This window comes from Parvibaculum indicum (assembly GCF_011762095.1).
Lineage (GTDB): Bacteria > Pseudomonadota > Alphaproteobacteria > Parvibaculales > Parvibaculaceae > Parvibaculum > Parvibaculum indicum.
The window spans coordinates 72,042-90,468 of sequence record NZ_JAASQO010000009.1; the positions used below are offsets into that span (position 1 = coordinate 72,042).

Consider the following 18,427-nt stretch of genomic DNA (forward strand, 5'->3'; position numbering starts at 1 on the left):
GATGCGTCTGCAACCGGGCGCGCGCAGCTTCACCGCCTATCTCGCCTCGCTGATCGCCGTCGGGCCGCTTTCGACCGATATGTATCTTCCCTCGCTTCCCTCCATCGAACGGGACTTCAGGGCGACGACGGGCGAAACGCAGCTTACGCTGTCCGCCTTTCTGATCGGCATGGCCTGTTCGCAACTCGTCTATGGGCCGCTTGCCGATCGTTTCGGGCGGAAGCCCGTTCTGCTTGGCGGTTTCGCTCTCTACATCGCAGCCAGCCTCGGCGCCGCGTTCGCAGCCGATATCGATCAACTCATCCTGCTCCGGCTCGCCCAGGCCATGGGCGGCGGCGCGTCGGTGGTATTGGCACGCGCGGTGGTTCGCGATCTTTACTCGAATGAAGACGCCGCGCAGATGCTGGCGCGAATGAGCGCGGCGATGGGCGCCGCGCTCGCCCTGGCGCCCATGCTGGGAGGCGTCTTGCAGGCCGCGCTTGGCTGGCATTCCATATTCGTCTTTCTGGGCATCGCAGGCATGGCGCTCGCGCTCATCACACTTGCCGGCCTTGACGAAACGCTACCGCCCGCTTTCCGGCAGAGCGTTGCGCCCCGTGCGATCCTTGCTCATTACCGCAGATTGCTCTGCCACCCGGTCTATCTGCGCTATCTCATCATTGCCTGTCTGGGCATGGCCGGCATGTTCTCCTACATCTCCGGCGCGTCTTTCGTGCTGCAGAACGTCTATGGTTTTTCGCCCATCGGGTTCGGCGCGTCCTTTGCGCTGATCGTTGGCGGATATGTCGGAGGAACGCTGCTGGCTGGAAAGCTGTCGAAAGAAGTCGGGCTGGAGCGCACGCTGAAACTCGGCGCGGCAGCCGCCGGAACGGGGGGCGCGCTGGCCGTTGCCGCGCTGACGATCGACGGGACGGGGTATCTGCTGGTCGGCGCCATGACGGTTTACGGCGTCTCCGTCGGGCTGACGATGCCTCAGGCGATAGCAGGTGCGCTGACGCCCTTTCCGGAAATCGCGGGCACGGCGTCGGCTCTCTTCGGCTTCCTGCAATCGACGGCGAGCGCGATCGCCGGTGTCGTCGTCGGCCACACGCTTGGCGAAACGGGATGGCCCATGGCGGCCATGATCGCGTTGATGGGGGTGGGCGCCGCACTGGCTGCCTGGATGCCGCGCCCCGACCGGGCCTGACCTCCTAGCGCCGGTTGCCGGGATGTCCCGGCTGCAACCGGCTTTGCCGCTGCGTACCGCCATTGGCCGATTGCGAGAACCAGGGCTCTTCTTTTCTGTCGGTGCTGCCGAACAACCGCTCAAAGAAGCCGGGCTCCTCCCATTCGCGCTGCTTTTCTTCCGGTTCCGCCGGCGCGGGCTGCGCGGCGGGCGGGGACCATGTACCGGGAAGCGGCCCCGCACTGGCGATGCTTTGTGTACGGACCATAAAATCGCGCCAGATTTTTGCCGGGATGGTGCCGCCCGTGACGCGCTTCATGGGCGAACCATCGTCATTGCCCACCCAGACGCCGACAACCAGATTGCTCGTATAACCGATGAACCAGGCGTCCCGGCTGTCCTGACTGGTGCCGGTTTTACCGCCCGCGGGAACGCCATCGATGGCCGCGTTTCTATGGCCCGTGCCATAGATCATGACGGCCTGCATCATGTTGTTCATCGAGCCGAGCGTTCCGTCGTTCATGACGCGGCCCATACCGGAGCCCTGACGGCGGTAAAGCCGGTCGCCATTGTCGGTATCGACTTCCTCGATGCCATGCGGAATGACGCCGAAACCGCCATTGGCGAAGCTGGCATAGGCGGAAGTGAGTTCCAGCAGGTTGACGCTGCCCGAGCCCAGTGCCAGCGAGAGATTGGACGGCAGGTCGCTCTGGATGCCGAGGCGGCGGGCAGTCGCAACCACATTGCGGATGCCGCATTGCTGCGCGACCTGCACCGCGATCGTATTGACCGATTTTGCAAGCGCCGTGCGCAGCGTCATCCGGCCGTCGAAACGGTTTTCATAATTCGAAGGCGACCAGCCGCCATAGCTCACCGGCTGGTCGGTAAACTCGCTGTCGGGCACGAAGCCCTGCTGCATGGCGGTCAGGTAAACGAAGGGCTTGAAGGCGGAGCCGGGCTGGCGCTCGGCCTGCACGGCGCGGTTGAACTGGCTCAGCGCATAGTTGCGCCCGCCCACCATGGCCCGCACGGCGCCCCGGGGCGTCATGGCGACGAGCGCGACCTGGGACACGCGCGCACCCGGTGCATCCGTAGCGAACACCTTCGCAATGGCGGCATCCGCTGCGCGCTGCATGGCGGGGTCGATGGTGGTGTGCACTTTCGCATCGGCCTCGGGGCGACCGGCATAGTCGGACAGGCTCTGCGCGACCCAATCGACGAAATAGTTGATGGAACTCGCCGTGGTGTAGCCCTGCAATCTGGCGGGGTTCGTTTCGGCGAGCCGTGCTTCCTGCTGCGAGATATAGCCCGCCCCTACCATATTGCGCAGTACGATCGCGGCGCGTTCGCGCGCCAGACCGATATCGTTCGTGGGCGAGTAGCGCGAGGGCGCTTTCAGGAGCCCCGCCAGCATGGCCGCCTCTGGCAGGGTCAACGCACGTACCGGCTTCTGAAAATAGCGTTCCGACGCCGCGCCGACGCCATAGGCTCCGCCGCCCAGATAAACGCGGTTGAGATACATCGTCAGTATCTCTTCCTTGGTGAAGCGCATTTCGAGCCAGACGGAGAGGATCATTTCCTGCAGCTTGCGGCTGATGGTCCGGTCGGGGGTCAGGAAGATGTTCTTGGCAAGCTGCTGGGTAATGGTCGAACCGCCCTGCACCACATGGCCCGCCCGCAGATTGATCACGAGGGCCCTGGCAAGCCCGATGGGATCGACACCGAAATGCCAGTAGAAGCGCTGATCCTCCGTCGCGATCACCGCTTCGGGCAGATAGGGCGGCATGTCTTTCAGCGCGATATAGGATCCGCCCAATCCGCCGCGATGGCTCAGCACGTCCCCGTTTTCGGCGACGATCTGCAATGAAGGCGGCCGATCGACGCCGTAAAGACCCGACGTATCGGGCAGTGTCATGGCGAAGTAGAGAAGCGCGCCGCCGAAAAGAATGCCGCCCCAGATGCAGACGATCGCCATGTAGTAAGTGAGCGCGCCGACGAGACTCCGACCGTTTCCGCCGCCCCGCCCGCTACCGGAACGCCGCCCCGCCGCGGAACCGCGTCCGGACGATGACGCGCGCCCGCGGCCGGTGCGGCCTTGCGTGGCTGCGCGCGCGGTAGAGGCTTTGGAGCGGGTGCGCGCGGGTTTCTTTTTCGCTGGAGAAGAAGACGCACGGGAGGCGGGCTTTCGGGCGGGTTTCTTGCCGGTCGGGCTTTTTCCGCGCGATTTCGCCGGGAGCTTTTTCGCGGTGCCTCGTTTTTTCGCGACGCCCGGTTTCCGTTTGCGCGGCTTGGCCGACCGGCCTTCCTCCCGCCAGAAGGCATCCCACGCGGCATCGTCTTCGTCGTCATCGCGCGCGGTGTCGTTGTCGTTCACGCCGATGCCGATGCGGACAGGCTTCAGGCCGGGCAGCGCGAAACGCGGGCCGTCATCGTCCCACTGCCCGCGCGGCGGACGCCGTTTGCCTTGCCGGCTCTTCCTGCGTGAAAACATCCGCCCCTGCCGCCCGAACGCTTGTGAATCAAGAGGATAACGCTCGTTCTTAAACTAGGGAAGGATGGTTAACGACTTGTTAACGATTGAAGGCCGGCACCGGGTTCTTGCTATTACCAACTTATCAGATCTGGTAATAACGCCCGGCTCTTGCGTTATTACCATTTTTACAAATATGGTAATAACGATGCAGACCCTCGATCACACATATCAGGTACTCTATTCGGAGTTGAGGCAACGCTGCCTGGACGCATCTTTCTCGGCGGAGTTCTCCCTCGACGGACGATTTATCACGCAGGAAGTGCGAGGGCGGCGCTATTGGTATTTCGACACGGCAAGCAGTGACGGAAAAAAGAAACGCCGCTATGTCGGTCCGGCCGAAGATGAGGAAATCACACAGCGCGTCGAGTCCTTCAAAGACCTGAAGGCTGACTATCGGGCCCGCCGCAAGATCGTCTCGACTCTCGTCCGCGACGCCCTTCTTCCCCGCCCGGAGGCCCGGACCGGACAAATCGTGGAGGCGCTCGCGAATGCAGGCTTCTTCCGACTGCGCGGCGTGCTGGTAGGGACAGTGGCCTTTCAATGTTATTCGGCCATTCTCGGTATGCGACTGCCGAATACCGCGATGCAGACGGGCGACACGGACTTCGCGCAGTTTCATTCGATCTCTGCTGCGGTGGAAGACACGATGCCTCCCATGATCGAAACGCTCAGGGAAGTGGACCCGACCTTTCGCGACATCCCGGACCAGAACGATGGACGCCATACCACGCAATTCATTTCCCGAGGCGGCTACAAGGTCGAGTTCCTGACACCGAACACCGGCTCGGACGCGCATGACGGCCACCCGGCCTCCATGCCCGCCCTCGGCAACGCATCCGCGCAGCCGCTGCGATTTCTGGATTTCCTGATCTATCAACCGGTTCGGGCCATCATGCTCTACGGCGCAGGCATTCCGGTGTTCGTGCCGGCGCCGGAGCGATTCGCCGTTCACAAACTCATCGTCGCCTCACGCCGCATTCACGACAATGAAACCGCCGACAAAAGCCGTAAAGACCGGCTGCAAGCCACAGCGATCATGGAAGCGATGATCCAGCAGCGCCAGAACGCCGAACTCGCCGATGCGTTCATGGAAGCATGGGACCGAGGTCCGGCTTGGCGGCGCGCCATCGGCGACAGCCTCGCGCTGCTCGAAGAAAAGACGGAAGAGGCAATCCGCTCCGGACTCGCCGAAGGCATCAGGAAAACCGGCGCCGATCCCACCGCCTATGATCTCGTTATATGAGGCTGGCGCCCCGATCTAGACGTCGAGATTGGCGACCGAGAGGGCGTTTTCGCGGATGAAGTCGCGGCGGGGTTCCACCACATCGCCCATCAGCTTCACGAAAAGATCGTCGGCCTCATCGAGTTCGCGGATTTTCACCTGCAGGAGCGAGCGCACTTCCTTGTCGAGCGTGGTCTCCCAGAGCTGTTCCGGGTTCATCTCGCCAAGACCCTTGTAGCGCGACACCGTATTGCCCTTGGACCCGGCCTCCATAACCGCCTTGATGAGCTGCGAGGGAGAACGAATGTCGCGATCGCCATCCTTCATGCGCAGCGTCGCGGCCTTTCCATAGACCTCCAGAAGGTGATCGTTGAAGGTGGCGAGGCGGCGGGCCTCAGCGCTCGATACGAGCGGGCCGTCGATCATCACTTCCTCGCTGACACCGCGCACCTCTCTCGCAAACTTCAGCCCGCCATCGGCGGTGGGCTCACCCGTCCAGCCACGTTCGGTCTCGTCGGAGAGAAGATCCAGACGGCGCGCCACATAGGCGGCTGCCTCCTGCGCCTTTTCCGGGCTTTCCATCGCCTCCGGGTTCAGCGCGCCGGCGATGGCGGCTTGCTCCACGACTTCATGGCTGTATTTGTTCGGCAGACCGTCGAGAATAGTGCGCACGGAACGCGCCTTTTCCACGATGTCGCGCAAATCCGGTCCGGCGCGCTGGTCGCCATTGGCAAGCGTCAGCACCATGTCAGTCAGCCCCTGCTCGACCAGGAAGTCGACCAGCGCTTTCTCGTTTTTGAGATAGGTTTCCGAGGTGCCGCGCCGAACCTTGTAGAGCGGCGGCTGTGCGATAAAGAGATGCCCGCGCTCAATGACCTCCGGCATCTGACGGTAGAAGAAGGTGAGGAGCAGCGTGCGAATATGCGCGCCGTCCACATCGGCGTCCGTCATGATGATGATCTTGTGATAGCGCAGCTTCTCGATATTGAAATCGTCGCGTCCGATGCCGGTTCCCAGCGCGGTGATGAGCGTACCGATTTCGTTGGACGACAGCATCTTGTCGAAACGGGCCCGCTCGACATTCAGGATCTTGCCGCGCAGGGGAAGAACGGCCTGGTTGGCGCGGTCGCGCGCCTGCTTGGCGGAGCCACCGGCGCTATCGCCCTCCACGATGAAGAGTTCGGCCTTGGACGGATCGCGTTCCTGGCAGTCGGCAAGTTTGCCGGGCAGGCTCGATACATCGAGCGCGCCTTTGCGCCGGGTCAATTCGCGGGCCTTGCGGGCGGCCTCGCGCGCGGCGGCGGCCTCCGCGATCTTGGAAACAATCTGCTTTGCTTCGTTCGGATGTTCCTCGAACCAGCTCGACAATGCTTCGTGCAGCGCGCCTTCCACCACCGGGCGAACCTCCGACGAGACGAGCTTGTCTTTCGTCTGCGAAGAGAATTTCGGATCCGGTACCTTCACCGACAGCACGCAGGTCAGGCCCTCGCGCGCATCGTCGCCACTGATCGTGACCTTTTCGCGCTTGGCGATACCGGTCTCGCTCGCATAGGCGTTCACCACACGGGTGAGCGCACCGCGGAAGCCAGCCAGATGCGTGCCGCCGTCGCGCTGCGGAATGTTGTTCGTGAAACACAGAACATTCTCGTGATAGCTGTCGTTCCACCAGAGCGCCGCTTCCACGGTGATGCCTTCGCGCTCGGTGAGCACGGTGATCGGCGCCGGCACAAGCGGCGATTTGGTGCGGTCGAGAAATTCCACGAATGCCTTGAGACCGCCCTCATAGTAGAGATCGACTTTCTTTTCCTCGACATGGCGGTTGTCGGTCAGTTCGATGCGCACGCCGGAATTGAGGAAGGCGAGTTCCCGCAAGCGGTGTTCGAGCGTCGGGAAATCGAACTCGGTTTTCGTGAAGGTTTCCGAGGAGGGATGGAAGGTGATCTCGGTGCCCGTGACCGGTTCGCCATCCGCTCCTTTCGGCGCATCGCCCTTGACGGCCAGCGGCGCATCTGCCACGCCGTCCTTGAAGGTGATGAGATGTTCCTTGCCGTTGCGCCAAACGCGCAGCGTCAGCCAGTCGGAAAGCGCGTTCACCACAGACACGCCCACGCCGTGCAGACCGCCGGACACCTTGTAGGAATTCTGGTCGAACTTACCGCCCGCATGAAGCTGGGTCATGATGACCTCGGCGGCGGAAACGCCCTCGCCCTTGTGCATCTCCACGGGAATGCCGCGACCATTGTCCGAGACCGAAACGGAGCCGTCGGCGTTGAGCTTCACTTTCACCGCATCGCACCAGCCCGCCAGCGCTTCGTCGATCGAGTTGTCGACGACCTCATAGACCATGTGATGCAGGCCCGAGCCGTCATCCGTGTCGCCGATATACATGCCCGGGCGCTTGCGCACCGCGTCGAGCCCCTTCAGGACCTTGATGGCATCAGCGCCATAGTCTTCTTCGTTACGTTCGGGCCTTGTCGGTTCGGCGTCGCTCATGATTTCGTCTTTCTGTCTTTCGGTCCGGTGCGCTTTCAAGCGTGGATATGCCCGTCCGCGACACGCATATGCTGCGCGCGCGGTCCAAACGCTTCGAACAGGGACGGGTCGGTACCCGTCATGAAAGCCTGGAGCCCCAGGCCAACAATTTCATCAAAAAGTGCCGCGCGCCGCGTCTCGTCGAGATGGGCGGCGACTTCGTCCAGAAGCAATAGCGGCTGGTGCCCCCGCGCCGCCAGAAGGCGCGCATTGGCAAGCACCATGCCGATAAGCAGCGCTTTCTGCTCGCCGGTGGAGCAGGTTCGCGCCTCGCGATCCTTGGCCGCATGGCGCACCAGCAGATCGGTGCGGTGCGGCCCGTCCAGTGCACGGCCCGCGCCGGCATCGCGCCCCCGCATCTCTTTCAGCAGTGCCCGGAAGCGGTCTTCCACATCGACGGCCGGATCGCGCGTCACCTGATCTTCCAGCGCGCCCTCCAGCGCGATTTCCGCGCGGGGGAAGGCGTCCTCGCTCGCCGCATCGAGCGCGCCGCGCAGCCGCGCCAGCATTTCGGCGCGCGCTGCGGCAATGGCAACGCCATGTTCGGCCATCTGTTCTTCAAGCCCGGTCAACCAGCCATCGTCGAACATCTCGTCGGCCAGCAGCCTGTTCCGCTCGCGCAAGGCGCGCTCGTAAGCGTTGGCGCGTGTGCCATGGGAGGGATCGAACCCCATGACCAGCCGGTCGAAAAATTTCCGCCGCTCGCTTGCGCCTTCGACGAAGAGCCTGTCCATGGCGGGCGTCAGCCAGACCATGCGGACATATTCGGCAAGCGCGGACGGACCGGCATTCACCCCGCCGATACGCACGATGCGCGAACGGTTGGACTTTTCCGCTCCCGCCTCCTGGCCGGTACCGATACGCAGCTCGTCGCCATCGGGCAGGCGCAGCGTCGCGGAGACAGCCCAGCCACCGGTGCCGTCGGCCCGTGCGAGATCGGCATAAGCCGCGCCGCGCAATCCCCGCCCGGGCGACAGCAGCGACACCGCCTCCAACAGGTTCGTCTTGCCTGCGCCGTTCTCACCGGTGAGCGCAACGGGCCGTGCGTCGAGATCGAGTTCGGCTCGCGCATAGGAACGGAAATCGGTCACGATCAGGCGCGCCAGGCTCAGCCTTTCCGGCGCAGGACGCACCGTTCCGTCAGGCCCGGCGGGGGCCGGGTCCGTCGGCGACATGGCAAGCATCCTGCCTGATCGGTGCAATCACTACTCCTGCAAACTGCTCCTGGAAGCGCCCGGGCCCTGCCCGCAAACCGCCTTACACGCGCATGGGCATCAGCACATAGATCGCCATCGCATCCTCGGTATCCTTCACCAGGGTAGGCGACCCGGAATCGGCGAAAGCGAAAACAGCCTGTTCGCCGTCGAGCTGGCCGGTAATGTCCAGCAGGTAACGCGCATTGAAACCGATCTCGATCGGGGAGGCGCTGTAGGAGACCGAAATCTCTTCCGTCGCGCTACCGCTGTCGGGATTGGTGACGGAGAGGGTGAGACGCCCCTCTTCCAGATTGAGTTTCACCGCGCGGGACTTTTCCGTGGAGATGGTGGAGACGCGATCCACCGCTTCGGCGAAACTCTTGCCGTCCACTTCCATCATCTTGTCGTTGTCGACCGGGATCACGCGACCATAATCGGGGAAGGTGCCGTCGATGAGCTTGGAGGTCAGCACCACGCCGCCGAACTCGAAACGGATCTTGGTTTCGGAGACGCCGATCGAAACATTGCCGGTGTCGCCCTCCAGCAGCTTCTGGAGCTCGAGTACGGTCTTGCGCGGAACAATGACACCCGGCATGCCGGAGGCGCCGTCCGGCAGGTCGTGATCGACCTGGGCGAGACGATGACCGTCCGTCGCAACGGCGCGCAGCGCAGGCGTCTTGCCGTCTTCCACTGCGTGAAGATAGATACCGTTCAGGTAGTAGCGCGTCTCTTCGGTCGAGATCGCAAAGCGCGTCTTGTCGATCAGGCGGCGCATATGCTCGGCAGGCAGCTCGAAGCGATGCGGCAGGGAGCCCGCCGTCATGGTCGGGAAGTCTTCCTGCGGCAGCGCCTGAAGCGCGAAACGCGAGCGGCCCGCGGTGAGCTGCAACCGGCCTTCTTCCTGGGTCGCGAGTTCGACCTGCGCGCCTTCAGGCAGCTTGCGCACGATGTCGTAAAGCGTGTGCGCGGGCGCGGTCGTCGCGCCGCCCTGTGCGACATCGGTATCGGTCGCCTCCACCACTTCGATATCGAGATCGGTCGCGGTCAGGGAAAGCTGGCCGTCTTCCGCCTTGATGAGGACGTTGGAGAGGATCGGAATGGTGTTGCGCCTCTCCACCACCGACTGCACGTGATTGAGAGATTTGAGGAGTGCGCCGCGTTCAATTGTGATCTTCATTCTGTCTCTTCGGACCCCTCTGTCGGCCCCTTGCCCGGGCCATGGCCTGGCGCGCTGGATGCGGTTGCGCCGGACGCTCCGTTTTCATTCGGCCCATTGCGGGGCGGGCTCGCCGCCCCGGCCCGGGCCGTTCATCGACTCCAAGGGCCGCTGGCACAGCTGCGCCGCGGCCCCTGCCGAAACTCATGCGAACGGGAAAACGGAGGATGCTGCCGGATAGGGCCGGAAGGCGTGGAAATGTGCCGCGCCGCGCCCCGAAACCGGCATTTCCGGCCGGTGCCGGAACTCCGCGGAAATTCGCGACGCAATTATATCAGATGATTGGCGAGATGCACGTATTTCAGCGCCTTCGGAACCTCCGAAGGCGCTTTATAACCACCTGAAAGCACTGGCCTTTTCGAGGCCAGCAATCAGTTCGGGCTGTGACCGCCCTCCAGCATGCGCCGGAGGAGGTCCACATCTTCCTCAAGACCGGAATCGACCTGCCGCAGCTCCTCCACCTTGCGCACCGCATGAATGACGGTGGTGTGGTCGCGGCCCCCGAATTTGCGCCCGATTTCGGGCAGAGAGCGGGTGGTGAGCTGCTTGGAAAGATACATGGCGATCTGGCGCGGACGGGCTACGGCACGGGCCCGGCGGGCGGAGAGAAGGTCCGACAGGCGGACATTGAAATACTCCGCCACGCGGCGCTGGATCTCCTCGATGGTCACCTTGCGGTCGTTGGAGCGCAGCAGGTCGCGCAGCACATCCTGCGCCATATCCAGCGTGATGGGACGGCCCACAAGCGAGGCATAGGCGACGACGCGCTTCAAGGCGCCTTCCAGTTCGCGCACATTGGACACGATCCGGTTGGCAAGAAATTCCAGCACGTTTTGCGGAATCTCGATCGGGCCGTTGCGCTGGATCATCTCCTCGGCCTTGGCCTGCAGGATACCGAGACGCAGCTCGTAATCGGTCGGGTGGATGTCGGCCGCCAGGCCCCAGCCAAGGCGCGAACGGATACGCTCCTCGATCCCCTCCAGATCGGAGGGCGAGCGGTCGGCGGAAATAATCACCTGACGGTTATGGTCGATCAGCGCATTGAAGGTATGGAAGAACTCTTCCTGCGTGGAATCCTTGCCGGAGATGAACTGCACGTCGTCGATCATCAGCACGTCCACCGACCGGAACTGCTGCTTGAAGGCCATGGTGTCCTTGAAGCGCAGCGCCCGCACGAACTGGTACATGAACTTTTCGGCGGAAAGATAAAGCACCTTGCGTTCAGGCTGCTTGTTGCGGATTTCCCAGGCGATCGCGTGCATCAGATGCGTCTTGCCGAGCCCCACGCCGCCATAAAGAAAGAGCGGATTGAAGCTCACATCGCTCGCTTCCGCCACACGGCGCGCGGCGGCATGCGCCAGTTCGTTCGACTTGCCGACAACAAAGGCGTCGAAGGTGAAACGCGGGTCGAGCGGCGCGCCGACGCCTGCGTCTTCAAAGCCCGCCGGCACATCGAATTGCAGCTTGCCCGGCGAGACCGCAGAATCTGCGGAAGATGCGGGCGCGGCGGATGCCTGTGCGGCAGGCGTTTCTTCCTCGCGCGAGGCCGGCGCAGGCTTGTCCGCTTCGGTGTCGCGCGCAGCAGGCGCGACCTCCGGGACGGCACTGCCCGCCGTCAGAATCTCGACGCGGCCAAGCGCGACATTTTCCTGCGTCCAGAGTTTCGCCAGACGGTCGGCATGATTGGAAACGATCCAGTCGCGCTGAAAACGGCTCGGCACCGACAGCAGCACACGGCCATTATTCACGCCGACGAGTTCGAGCTGCTTGAACCAGCTATCGAATGTCGCCGATCCGACCTCGGCTTTCAGGCGCGCGCGAATGCGATGCCATTGCTGGGCAAGCGCGGCGCTGTCCATATTCGCCGCGGCCGCGGAGCCGCTTGCCTCGGTCACGTTGCGGGCAACCGGACCGGACTCCGCCGTTCCCAAATTCACATCCATCTGCCGCATCCCCTTTTTGTCGCCTTCCGCCTTGTTCCGGTCCCCACAAAGTCCGTCAGTTGTATCGAACCGCCGGCCTTTTTCCGCTTCATCCGCCACGACGTTTGCCTCACCCGCCAGAGCCCCGATTCAGGCGCTCCATCCTGTCAAACCGGCCCCGCAGGGCCCGGTTCCCAATCGCTCCGCAGATCCGATCCCAAGCGGCACCGGGTCCCCTTCCGCGGCGCGCTAGCTCTGCACCCAAGGAAGGCCTGCGACCTTCCAGCCGTTTCGCCGTCCCCGGTGGCGACCGTCATCGAGATCGCCCTCAAATCCGCTTTCGACGTTGTAGCAAGGACCGAAGCCCCGCTCCGTCATTGCAATAGCCGCCGCCTTGCTGCGCGCGCCGGAGCGGCACAGAAAGAAAACCGGCGCTTCGCCGCCGGCCTCCGAAATGGCCTCGGCCGCATGGCTCTCGAATTCCGGGTTGCGCGCCATATCGGGCTGGGAGACCCATTCGATAAGCACTGGCTGCTTGCCGAGATGCGCAAGATCGGTCAGACCGACAAAAGTCCATTCCGCCCTTGTGCGCACATCGATCAGCAAAGCCCGCGGATTTTCCGTCAAGACCCGCCAGGCTTCGACCGGCGTTACATCGCCGGCATAGCCCGCATCGGTATCAGGCAAAATCTCAGGCCGGGTTGCCCCTTTCTTGTCGCCCGCTTCCGACATCCAACCCCCTTCAGGCCGCCGCGCCGTCACCCGCTCCAGAACCGACAGGAACCCGTAAACCGGGAAAGCCCGCGCCTCACCCGTCTGCGCTTTCATCCCGCCAGTCCCCGCTGGTGGAAAAGAAAGCGTTCGGGACACAAGCTTCCCGATGGCGCTGTCCTGAAAACCGCGCCTTAAGAGGGATCCGCTATCTGCCTGGATACTATAATTTGCCTCGGGACTGGGTCCGCGAATACTGAAAACCAGGATTTTTTATTATAAAAACCGCTCGAATTTCAGTATTCATGTGGCCCCTCCGAGGTCATTAAACATACCGAGAGGCCTCGGGAGAGGCAAGCCAAAGAATCCGATTCGTCAAAAAACTTTCGTCTGGCGTGACTGCTTCTTGACACCAACATGCAGTGGCCAGCGACGCCCGCAAACACATATCGTTGCGACAAACCCCTGTGGCACAAGCATTTCTTGAATCGGGACCATTTCGGTCCTTTTCACATTGCCGCATCGTCGACACGAAGAGTGTGACGGTGCGCCCACGAATTCATGACACAAAACGGCCTGCAAAACGATGTTTCGCAGGCCGCGGTCCGGCGTACCGGAATAGCTTGTTCAATATTTGATCGCATGCCCCGCCAGACGGTCCACCCGCGGGCGAGGCGCAGTCGGCTTCAGCCGAGCGCCTTCACGCGATTTGCGAAACGCGACACCTTGCGGGACGCCGTGTTCTTGTGGATCACACCCTTCTGCGCCGCGCGCATGATCTCGGGCTGAGCAGCCCGCAGCGCGGTCTGCGCCGCCTGCTGGTCGCCACTCGCAATCGCCTCTTCAACCTTGCGGATGAAGCCGCGCATACGGCTGCGACGAGCCTTGTTGACGGCCGTACGCGCCTCGATCACGCGGATCGCCTTTTTGGCGGAAGCGGTATTCGCCATGTTTCCAGAACCTTCGGACATGCCGGGGATCAGCCGTTTCCGGCGCGCAACCCGGCGCATTTATACGATCAAGCGAGTGCCGCCCGAAAAAGCGGCGCCCGTCTCAGGAAGCCGGGGTTATACGCGCCCGCCCGGCCTCCGTCAACCAGGGAAAATGGGGCAAAACAGCCCATTTTCCGCGGAAAAGTCGCGCCGCCCGTCAGCTGTTGCGGAAATGCGGCTCGCGTTTTTCCACAAAGGCCGCCATGCCTTCCGTCTGGTCGTCGGTGGCGAACATGGAGTGGAAGAGACGGCGCTCGAAACGCACCCCTTCCGACAACGTCGTCTCATAGGAGCGATTGACGGATTCCTTGGTCATCATCGCAATGGGTAGCGACATGGACGCCACCGTATCGGCCACTTTCATGGCCTCGTCCAGCAGCTTGTCGAGCGGCACGACGCGGCTCACCAACCCCGAGCGTTCCGCTTCCTCGGCATCCATCAGGCGGCCGGTGAGACACATTTCCATTGCCTTGGACTTGCCGACGAAGCGTGTCAGGCGCTGCGTGCCGCCCGCGCCGGGCATCACGCCGAGCTTGATCTCGGGCTGGCCGAATTTCGCATTGTCGGCGCAGATGATGAAGTCGCACATCATGGCGAGTTCGCAGCCGCCGCCCAGCGCATAGCCCGCCACCGCGGCGATGACCGGTTTGCGGCAGCGCGTGGGGCGTTCCCAGTTAGCGGTGATGAAGTCTTCCTTGAAGACGTCCATATAGGATTTGGGCTGCATCTCCTTGATATCGGCGCCTGCGGCGAAAGCCTTTTCCGACCCCGTGATCAAGATGCAATGAATGTGCTCGTCGGCCTCATAGGCATCGAGCGCCGCCGTCATCTCGTCCATCAGCTGCTTGTTGAGCGCATTGAGCGCCTCGGGACGGTTCAGCGTGACGACGCCGACAGCGCCTTTCTTCTCGACCAGAATGGTCTGATAGGCCATTTGAGTTTCTCCTCAGCATATGGGGCAGTGCAAAGATCAATCGGGTTCGATGGAAAACCGAACTTCGGTATGCGCCGTGCCCTCGGGCACGATCTGGATTTCCAGCCGTTCCCCTTCGCGGCGAAAGACCATCAGGTCTCCGATCAGTTCGAGTTTCTTTTCGCGCTCCCAGCCGAGCTGCGGCAGCGTTCCGTTGTAAAAGGCGCGCACACCCTTCTCCGATACGTCGCCCGTCGCCACGGCCCGCACGATGCGACCGGTGGGCTTGTCGAAGGCAATGCCGCCATCGCCCGTCTCCGCCAGGCCCGGCATGAGCGGCATATCGTCCACCGCGCTCAGAAAGCCGTCATCGGCCCGCGCAATGCCGGGCGCGGCGGCGAGAGCCGCCGAGAGGAGCAGCGCGGCAAAGACATATGTAAGACGGCGGGTCATCCGGCGAAGGGTCATTGTTCTGCGTGTCATTTCTGGCAGCGCGGACAGAAAAAGGTGGATCGCCCGGACTGGACGATGCGCCTCACCGTAGCCCCGCAACCCGGATTTGAACAGACTTCACCTTCCCTGTCATAGGCGGAAAAGCTGTGCTGGAAATAGCCGAGTTCGCCGTCGGTATGAGCGTAGTCGCGAAGCGTGGATCCCCCTGCGGCAATCGCTTCGGTGAGGACATCGCGAATGGCGCGGACCAGCTTCTCGCTGCGTCGGGGGCCTGCCACATTCATGGCAAGACGGCGCGGCGAGATGCCGGCGCGGAAGAGCGCCTCGCAGACATAAATATTGCCCAGCCCCGCCACGACGCGCTGATCGAGAAGCGCGGATTTGATGGGTGTGCGCTTGCCTTGCAGCTTCTCCGACAGGATTTTCGCGGAAAACCCGTTGCCCAGCGGCTCCGGCCCCAATGCGGCAAGATGCGGACTGTCTTCCAGCGCATCCTCTGCGATCAAATCCATGTAGCCGAAACGGCGATGGTCGGAATAGACAATGCGGGTGCCGTCTTCCATATCGAAGACGATGTGGTCATGCGGGCCGAAGCCTGCCCCTTCCGTTCGTTCGGCGGGCGCGGGGTGATGGAAATTACCCGGCGAGGCCGCGTCCGAACCGGGCGGGAGAATGGTAAAGCGGCCCGACATGCCCAGATGCATGAGCAGAACTTCGGCCGGATCGCGTTCACGCGGGGCGAGATGGACGAGAATATATTTCGCCCGGCGCGTCAGATGCGAGACTTGGCGTCCCGTCAGCCGCGCGGCAAACCGTTCGGGCAAGGGAAAGCGCAGATCGGGCCGCCTCTGGGTCAAGCGGGCGATGACGCGGCCTTCCATGGCAGGTTCGAGCCCCCGGCGGACGGTTTCGACTTCGGGCAGTTCGGGCATATGCGTTCCGTTAACGTGAAGCGCAGGAAAGTAGCGGTTTCCGCCCGGCTCCGCTATGGTCCGCGGCCATAGCCATGGTGCGCGCAACCTATCGCCCGGGCGGGCAAGTGCAGATGCGAGTATGACCGACAGCAAGACCACACATTTCGGATTCAAGACCGTCGCCGAGGACGACAAGGCCGGGCTCGTTCACAATGTGTTCGAGCAGGTGGCGAGCCGCTACGACCTGATGAACGACCTCATGTCGGGCGGGCTTCACCGCGCCTGGAAGCAGGTCATGATCGACATGCTGAACCCGCCGCGCACCAGCCGGCCCTTTCACCTGATCGACGTGGCCGGCGGCACGGGCGACATCGCCTTCCGCTTTCTGGAACGCGGCGGCGAGGGATGCGCGGTCACCGTCTGCGACATCAACGAACACATGCTGATGGTGGGGCAGGACCGCGCCGAGGCGAAAGCATTTGCCGACAAATGCGAGTTCGCCTGCGGAGATGCGGAGAAGCTGCCCTTTCCCGACAATTCGTTCGACGCCTATACGATCGCTTTCGGCATCCGGAACGTCACCCGCATCGACAAGGCGCTGGCCGATGCGCGCCGCGTGCTGAAACCGGGCGGGCGCTTTCTCTGCCTGGAGTTTTCGCAGGTGCCGGTGCCGTTCCTCGACAAGATCTATGACCGCTATTCCTTCGCCGCGATTCCGAAAATCGGCAAATGGGTGACGGGCGACGGCGACCCTTATCAGTATCTCGTCGAGAGCATCCGCCGCTTTCCCGATCAGGAGACCTTCAAACGCATGATCGAAGAGGCCGGTTTCGCGCGTACCAGCTACCGGAACCTGACCGGCGGGATCGCTGCGATCCATTCCGGCTGGCGGCTTTAGAGAAAGGCGCGCGCCCCATGTTTCGCGCCATAGGCAACAGCATCAGGCTCGCCAGGGCTGCGCGCGAACTCGGGCGTCATGACGCGCTGTTTCCGCTCGAGCTTCGTCAGGAGATGCCGAAGCTTTTGCTGATGCTGCTACCTCTGGCGAAGATTCGCCTGTCCTGGGAAGAAGAACCCGAGCATATCGAAGGCAGTGCGGGCGAGAGACTCGCCGCCGCGCTGGCCAATCTCGGGCCTTCCTATATCAAGCTCGGACAATTCCTCGCGACGCGCCCCGACGTCATCGGCGCCGATCTTGCCGCCGACCTCACCAGCCTGCAGGACAAGCTGCCGCCTTTCCCAACCGAAGAGGCGCGCCGGATCATCGCGGAAGATCTCGGCAAGCCGGTTGACGAGCTTTACGACCGTTTCTCCGAGGCGATCGCCGCGGCCTCCATCGCGCAGGTACATCACGCGCATACCATGCCCGAACCGGAAGAGCCGGAAAGCGGCGCAGAAGAAACGCCCGATGTGATCGCGGAGCCGTCGGAGGTCGTCGAACCTCTGGACGCGGCCGCAGAAGAAACGGAACCGCATCAGGGTCTCGATGTGGCGGTGAAGGTTCTGCGCCCCAATGTGGAAACGCGCTTTGCCGACGATCTCGACAGTTTCTTCTGGGCTGCCGAGACGATCGAACGGTTCTACAAACCCGCAAGGCGTCTGCGCCCGGTCGAAGTCGTGCAGACGCTGGCCGACAGCGTGCGGCTGGAAATGGATTTCCGTCTCGAAGCGGCGGCGATCTCGGAAATGGCGCAGAACACGGCCAACGATGTCGGCTTTCGCGTGCCCGCCGTCGACTGGGAGCGGACGGCCCGGCGCGTCCTCACCATCGAATGGGTGGACGGCATTCCGGCCTCCGACCGCGAGGCGCTCGTCGAGGCGGGCCACGACATGAAGGCGCTGGGACGGCAGGTCATCCAGTCTTTCCTGACGCACGCGCTACGCGACGGGTTCTTCCATGCCGACATGCATCAGGGAAATCTGTTCGTCGATGAAGACGGCGTGTTGGTGGCCGTCGATTTCGGCATCATGGGTCGGATCGGGCCGCATGAAAGGCGCTATCTCGCCGACATTCTGATGGGCTTCCTGCTGCGCGACTATACGCGCATCGCGGATGTGCATTTCGAGGCCGGCTACGTGCCGCGTACGAAGAGCCGCCACGCCTTCGCACAGGCCTTGCGGTCTATCGGCGAACCGATCTGGGGCAAGTCGCTCAGCGAACTCTCGATGAGCCGCCTGCTTTCCCAGCTTTTCCAGGTCACCGAGCAATTCGACATGCGGACGCGGCCGGAACTCATCCTGCTGCAAAAGACCATGGTGGTGGTGGAAGGCGTCGCCCGGCATTTCGACCCGGATCACAATATCTGGGAGAGCGCCGAGCCGGTGGTCAAGGAATGGATTACCGGTCAGGCGACCCCCGAACATCGGCTGGAAGAGGCCGCCGCCGGCGCACTGCAGATGGGCCGCGTCCTCGCCAATCTACCGGACGTGCTGGAGCGCGCGGAGCGGGCCACAAGGCTGCTGGCCGACAATGTGGACGATCAGGGCGTGAAGGTTCACCCGGGCTCTCTCAAGAACGAGCCGCGGGCCCACCCCGTCTTCTGGCTGATCGCGGGAGCGCTGATCGCCCTTCTGGCGGTCGCGATTTTCTAGCTTCTGAAAACCCGACGGTTTCATTCGACATTTTCGATCTACAAACCCCGACAGTGAAACCCTATA

Annotated in this window: 14 protein-coding genes; 4 read left to right on the forward strand and 10 right to left on the reverse strand. The window is 62.9% G+C overall.

Going from position 1 to position 18,427, the window contains the following annotated elements; genetic code table 11:
• The first annotated feature begins 1 nt into the window (after window position 1).
• A complete protein-coding gene (locus tag FHS78_RS12075) occupies window positions 2-1,186 on the forward strand; it encodes a multidrug effflux MFS transporter (protein ID WP_167094598.1) in 1,185 nt (394 codons plus the stop codon).
• A gap of 4 nt (window positions 1,187-1,190) precedes the next feature.
• On the opposite strand, the gene FHS78_RS12080 is transcribed toward FHS78_RS12075, so the two are convergent.
• Window positions 1,191-3,656 carry a transglycosylase domain-containing protein gene (locus FHS78_RS12080; protein WP_167094600.1) on the reverse strand — a complete coding sequence of 822 codons (2,466 nt, stop codon included), beginning with the start codon at window positions 3,654-3,656 and terminating at the stop codon, window positions 1,191-1,193.
• A 76-nt stretch (window positions 3,657-3,732) separates the two neighbouring features.
• Here FHS78_RS12080 and FHS78_RS12085 point away from each other — a divergent pair, with 76 nt between their 5' ends.
• On the forward strand, window positions 3,733-4,941 hold the full coding sequence (locus FHS78_RS12085) for a nucleotidyltransferase family protein (RefSeq protein WP_246220472.1): 1,209 nt from the start codon (window positions 3,733-3,735) through the stop codon (window positions 4,939-4,941).
• 15 nt (window positions 4,942-4,956) lie between these two features.
• Here the strand turns inward: FHS78_RS12085 and gyrB are convergent, their stop codons facing one another.
• The 9 genes from gyrB to mutM form a co-directional block, all read right to left on the reverse strand.
• Window positions 4,957-7,413 carry a DNA topoisomerase (ATP-hydrolyzing) subunit B gene (gyrB, locus tag FHS78_RS12090; RefSeq protein ID WP_167094602.1) on the reverse strand — a complete coding sequence of 819 codons (2,457 nt, stop codon included), beginning with the start codon at window positions 7,411-7,413 and terminating at the stop codon, window positions 4,957-4,959.
• Window positions 7,414-7,448: 35 nt separating this feature from the next.
• A complete protein-coding gene (recF, locus tag FHS78_RS12095; RefSeq protein WP_167094604.1) occupies window positions 7,449-8,627 on the reverse strand; it encodes a DNA replication/repair protein RecF in 1,179 nt (392 codons plus the stop codon).
• 82 nt (window positions 8,628-8,709) lie between these two features.
• The gene (dnaN, locus tag FHS78_RS12100) at window positions 8,710-9,825 is read right to left on the reverse strand and encodes a DNA polymerase III subunit beta (protein ID WP_167094606.1); all 1,116 of its coding nucleotides are present in this window, start codon (window positions 9,823-9,825) and stop codon (window positions 8,710-8,712) included.
• A 410-nt stretch (window positions 9,826-10,235) separates the two neighbouring features.
• Window positions 10,236-11,807 (reverse strand): chromosomal replication initiator protein DnaA, encoded by a 1,572-nt coding sequence (gene dnaA / locus FHS78_RS12105; RefSeq protein WP_343041969.1) that lies wholly within the window; start codon window positions 11,805-11,807, stop codon window positions 10,236-10,238.
• 228 nt (window positions 11,808-12,035) lie between these two features.
• Window positions 12,036-12,614 (reverse strand): rhodanese-like domain-containing protein, encoded by a 579-nt coding sequence (locus FHS78_RS12110; RefSeq protein WP_343041970.1) that lies wholly within the window; start codon window positions 12,612-12,614, stop codon window positions 12,036-12,038.
• 569 nt (window positions 12,615-13,183) lie between these two features.
• A complete protein-coding gene (rpsT, locus tag FHS78_RS12115) occupies window positions 13,184-13,447 on the reverse strand; it encodes a 30S ribosomal protein S20 (RefSeq protein WP_167094608.1) in 264 nt (87 codons plus the stop codon).
• Between the two features lie 199 nt (window positions 13,448-13,646).
• Window positions 13,647-14,423 (reverse strand): enoyl-CoA hydratase, encoded by a 777-nt coding sequence (locus FHS78_RS12120; RefSeq protein ID WP_167094610.1) that lies wholly within the window; start codon window positions 14,421-14,423, stop codon window positions 13,647-13,649.
• Window positions 14,424-14,459: 36 nt separating this feature from the next.
• A complete protein-coding gene (locus FHS78_RS12125; RefSeq protein ID WP_167094612.1) occupies window positions 14,460-14,870 on the reverse strand; it encodes a hypothetical protein in 411 nt (136 codons plus the stop codon).
• Window positions 14,871-14,881: 11 nt separating this feature from the next.
• Window positions 14,882-15,787, reverse strand: a complete 906-nt coding sequence (gene mutM / locus FHS78_RS12130) for a bifunctional DNA-formamidopyrimidine glycosylase/DNA-(apurinic or apyrimidinic site) lyase (RefSeq protein WP_167094614.1) — start codon at window positions 15,785-15,787, stop codon at window positions 14,882-14,884.
• Window positions 15,788-15,908: 121 nt separating this feature from the next.
• On the opposite strand from mutM, the gene ubiE reads away from it, so the two are divergent.
• Entirely contained in the window at window positions 15,909-16,667 is a 759-nt protein-coding gene (ubiE, locus tag FHS78_RS12135) for a bifunctional demethylmenaquinone methyltransferase/2-methoxy-6-polyprenyl-1,4-benzoquinol methylase UbiE (protein WP_167094616.1), read from the forward strand.
• Window positions 16,668-16,684: 17 nt separating this feature from the next.
• Window positions 16,685-18,361 carry an AarF/UbiB family protein gene (locus FHS78_RS12140; protein ID WP_167094618.1) on the forward strand — a complete coding sequence of 559 codons (1,677 nt, stop codon included), beginning with the start codon at window positions 16,685-16,687 and terminating at the stop codon, window positions 18,359-18,361.
• The last annotated feature ends 66 nt before the right edge of the window (window positions 18,362-18,427 follow it).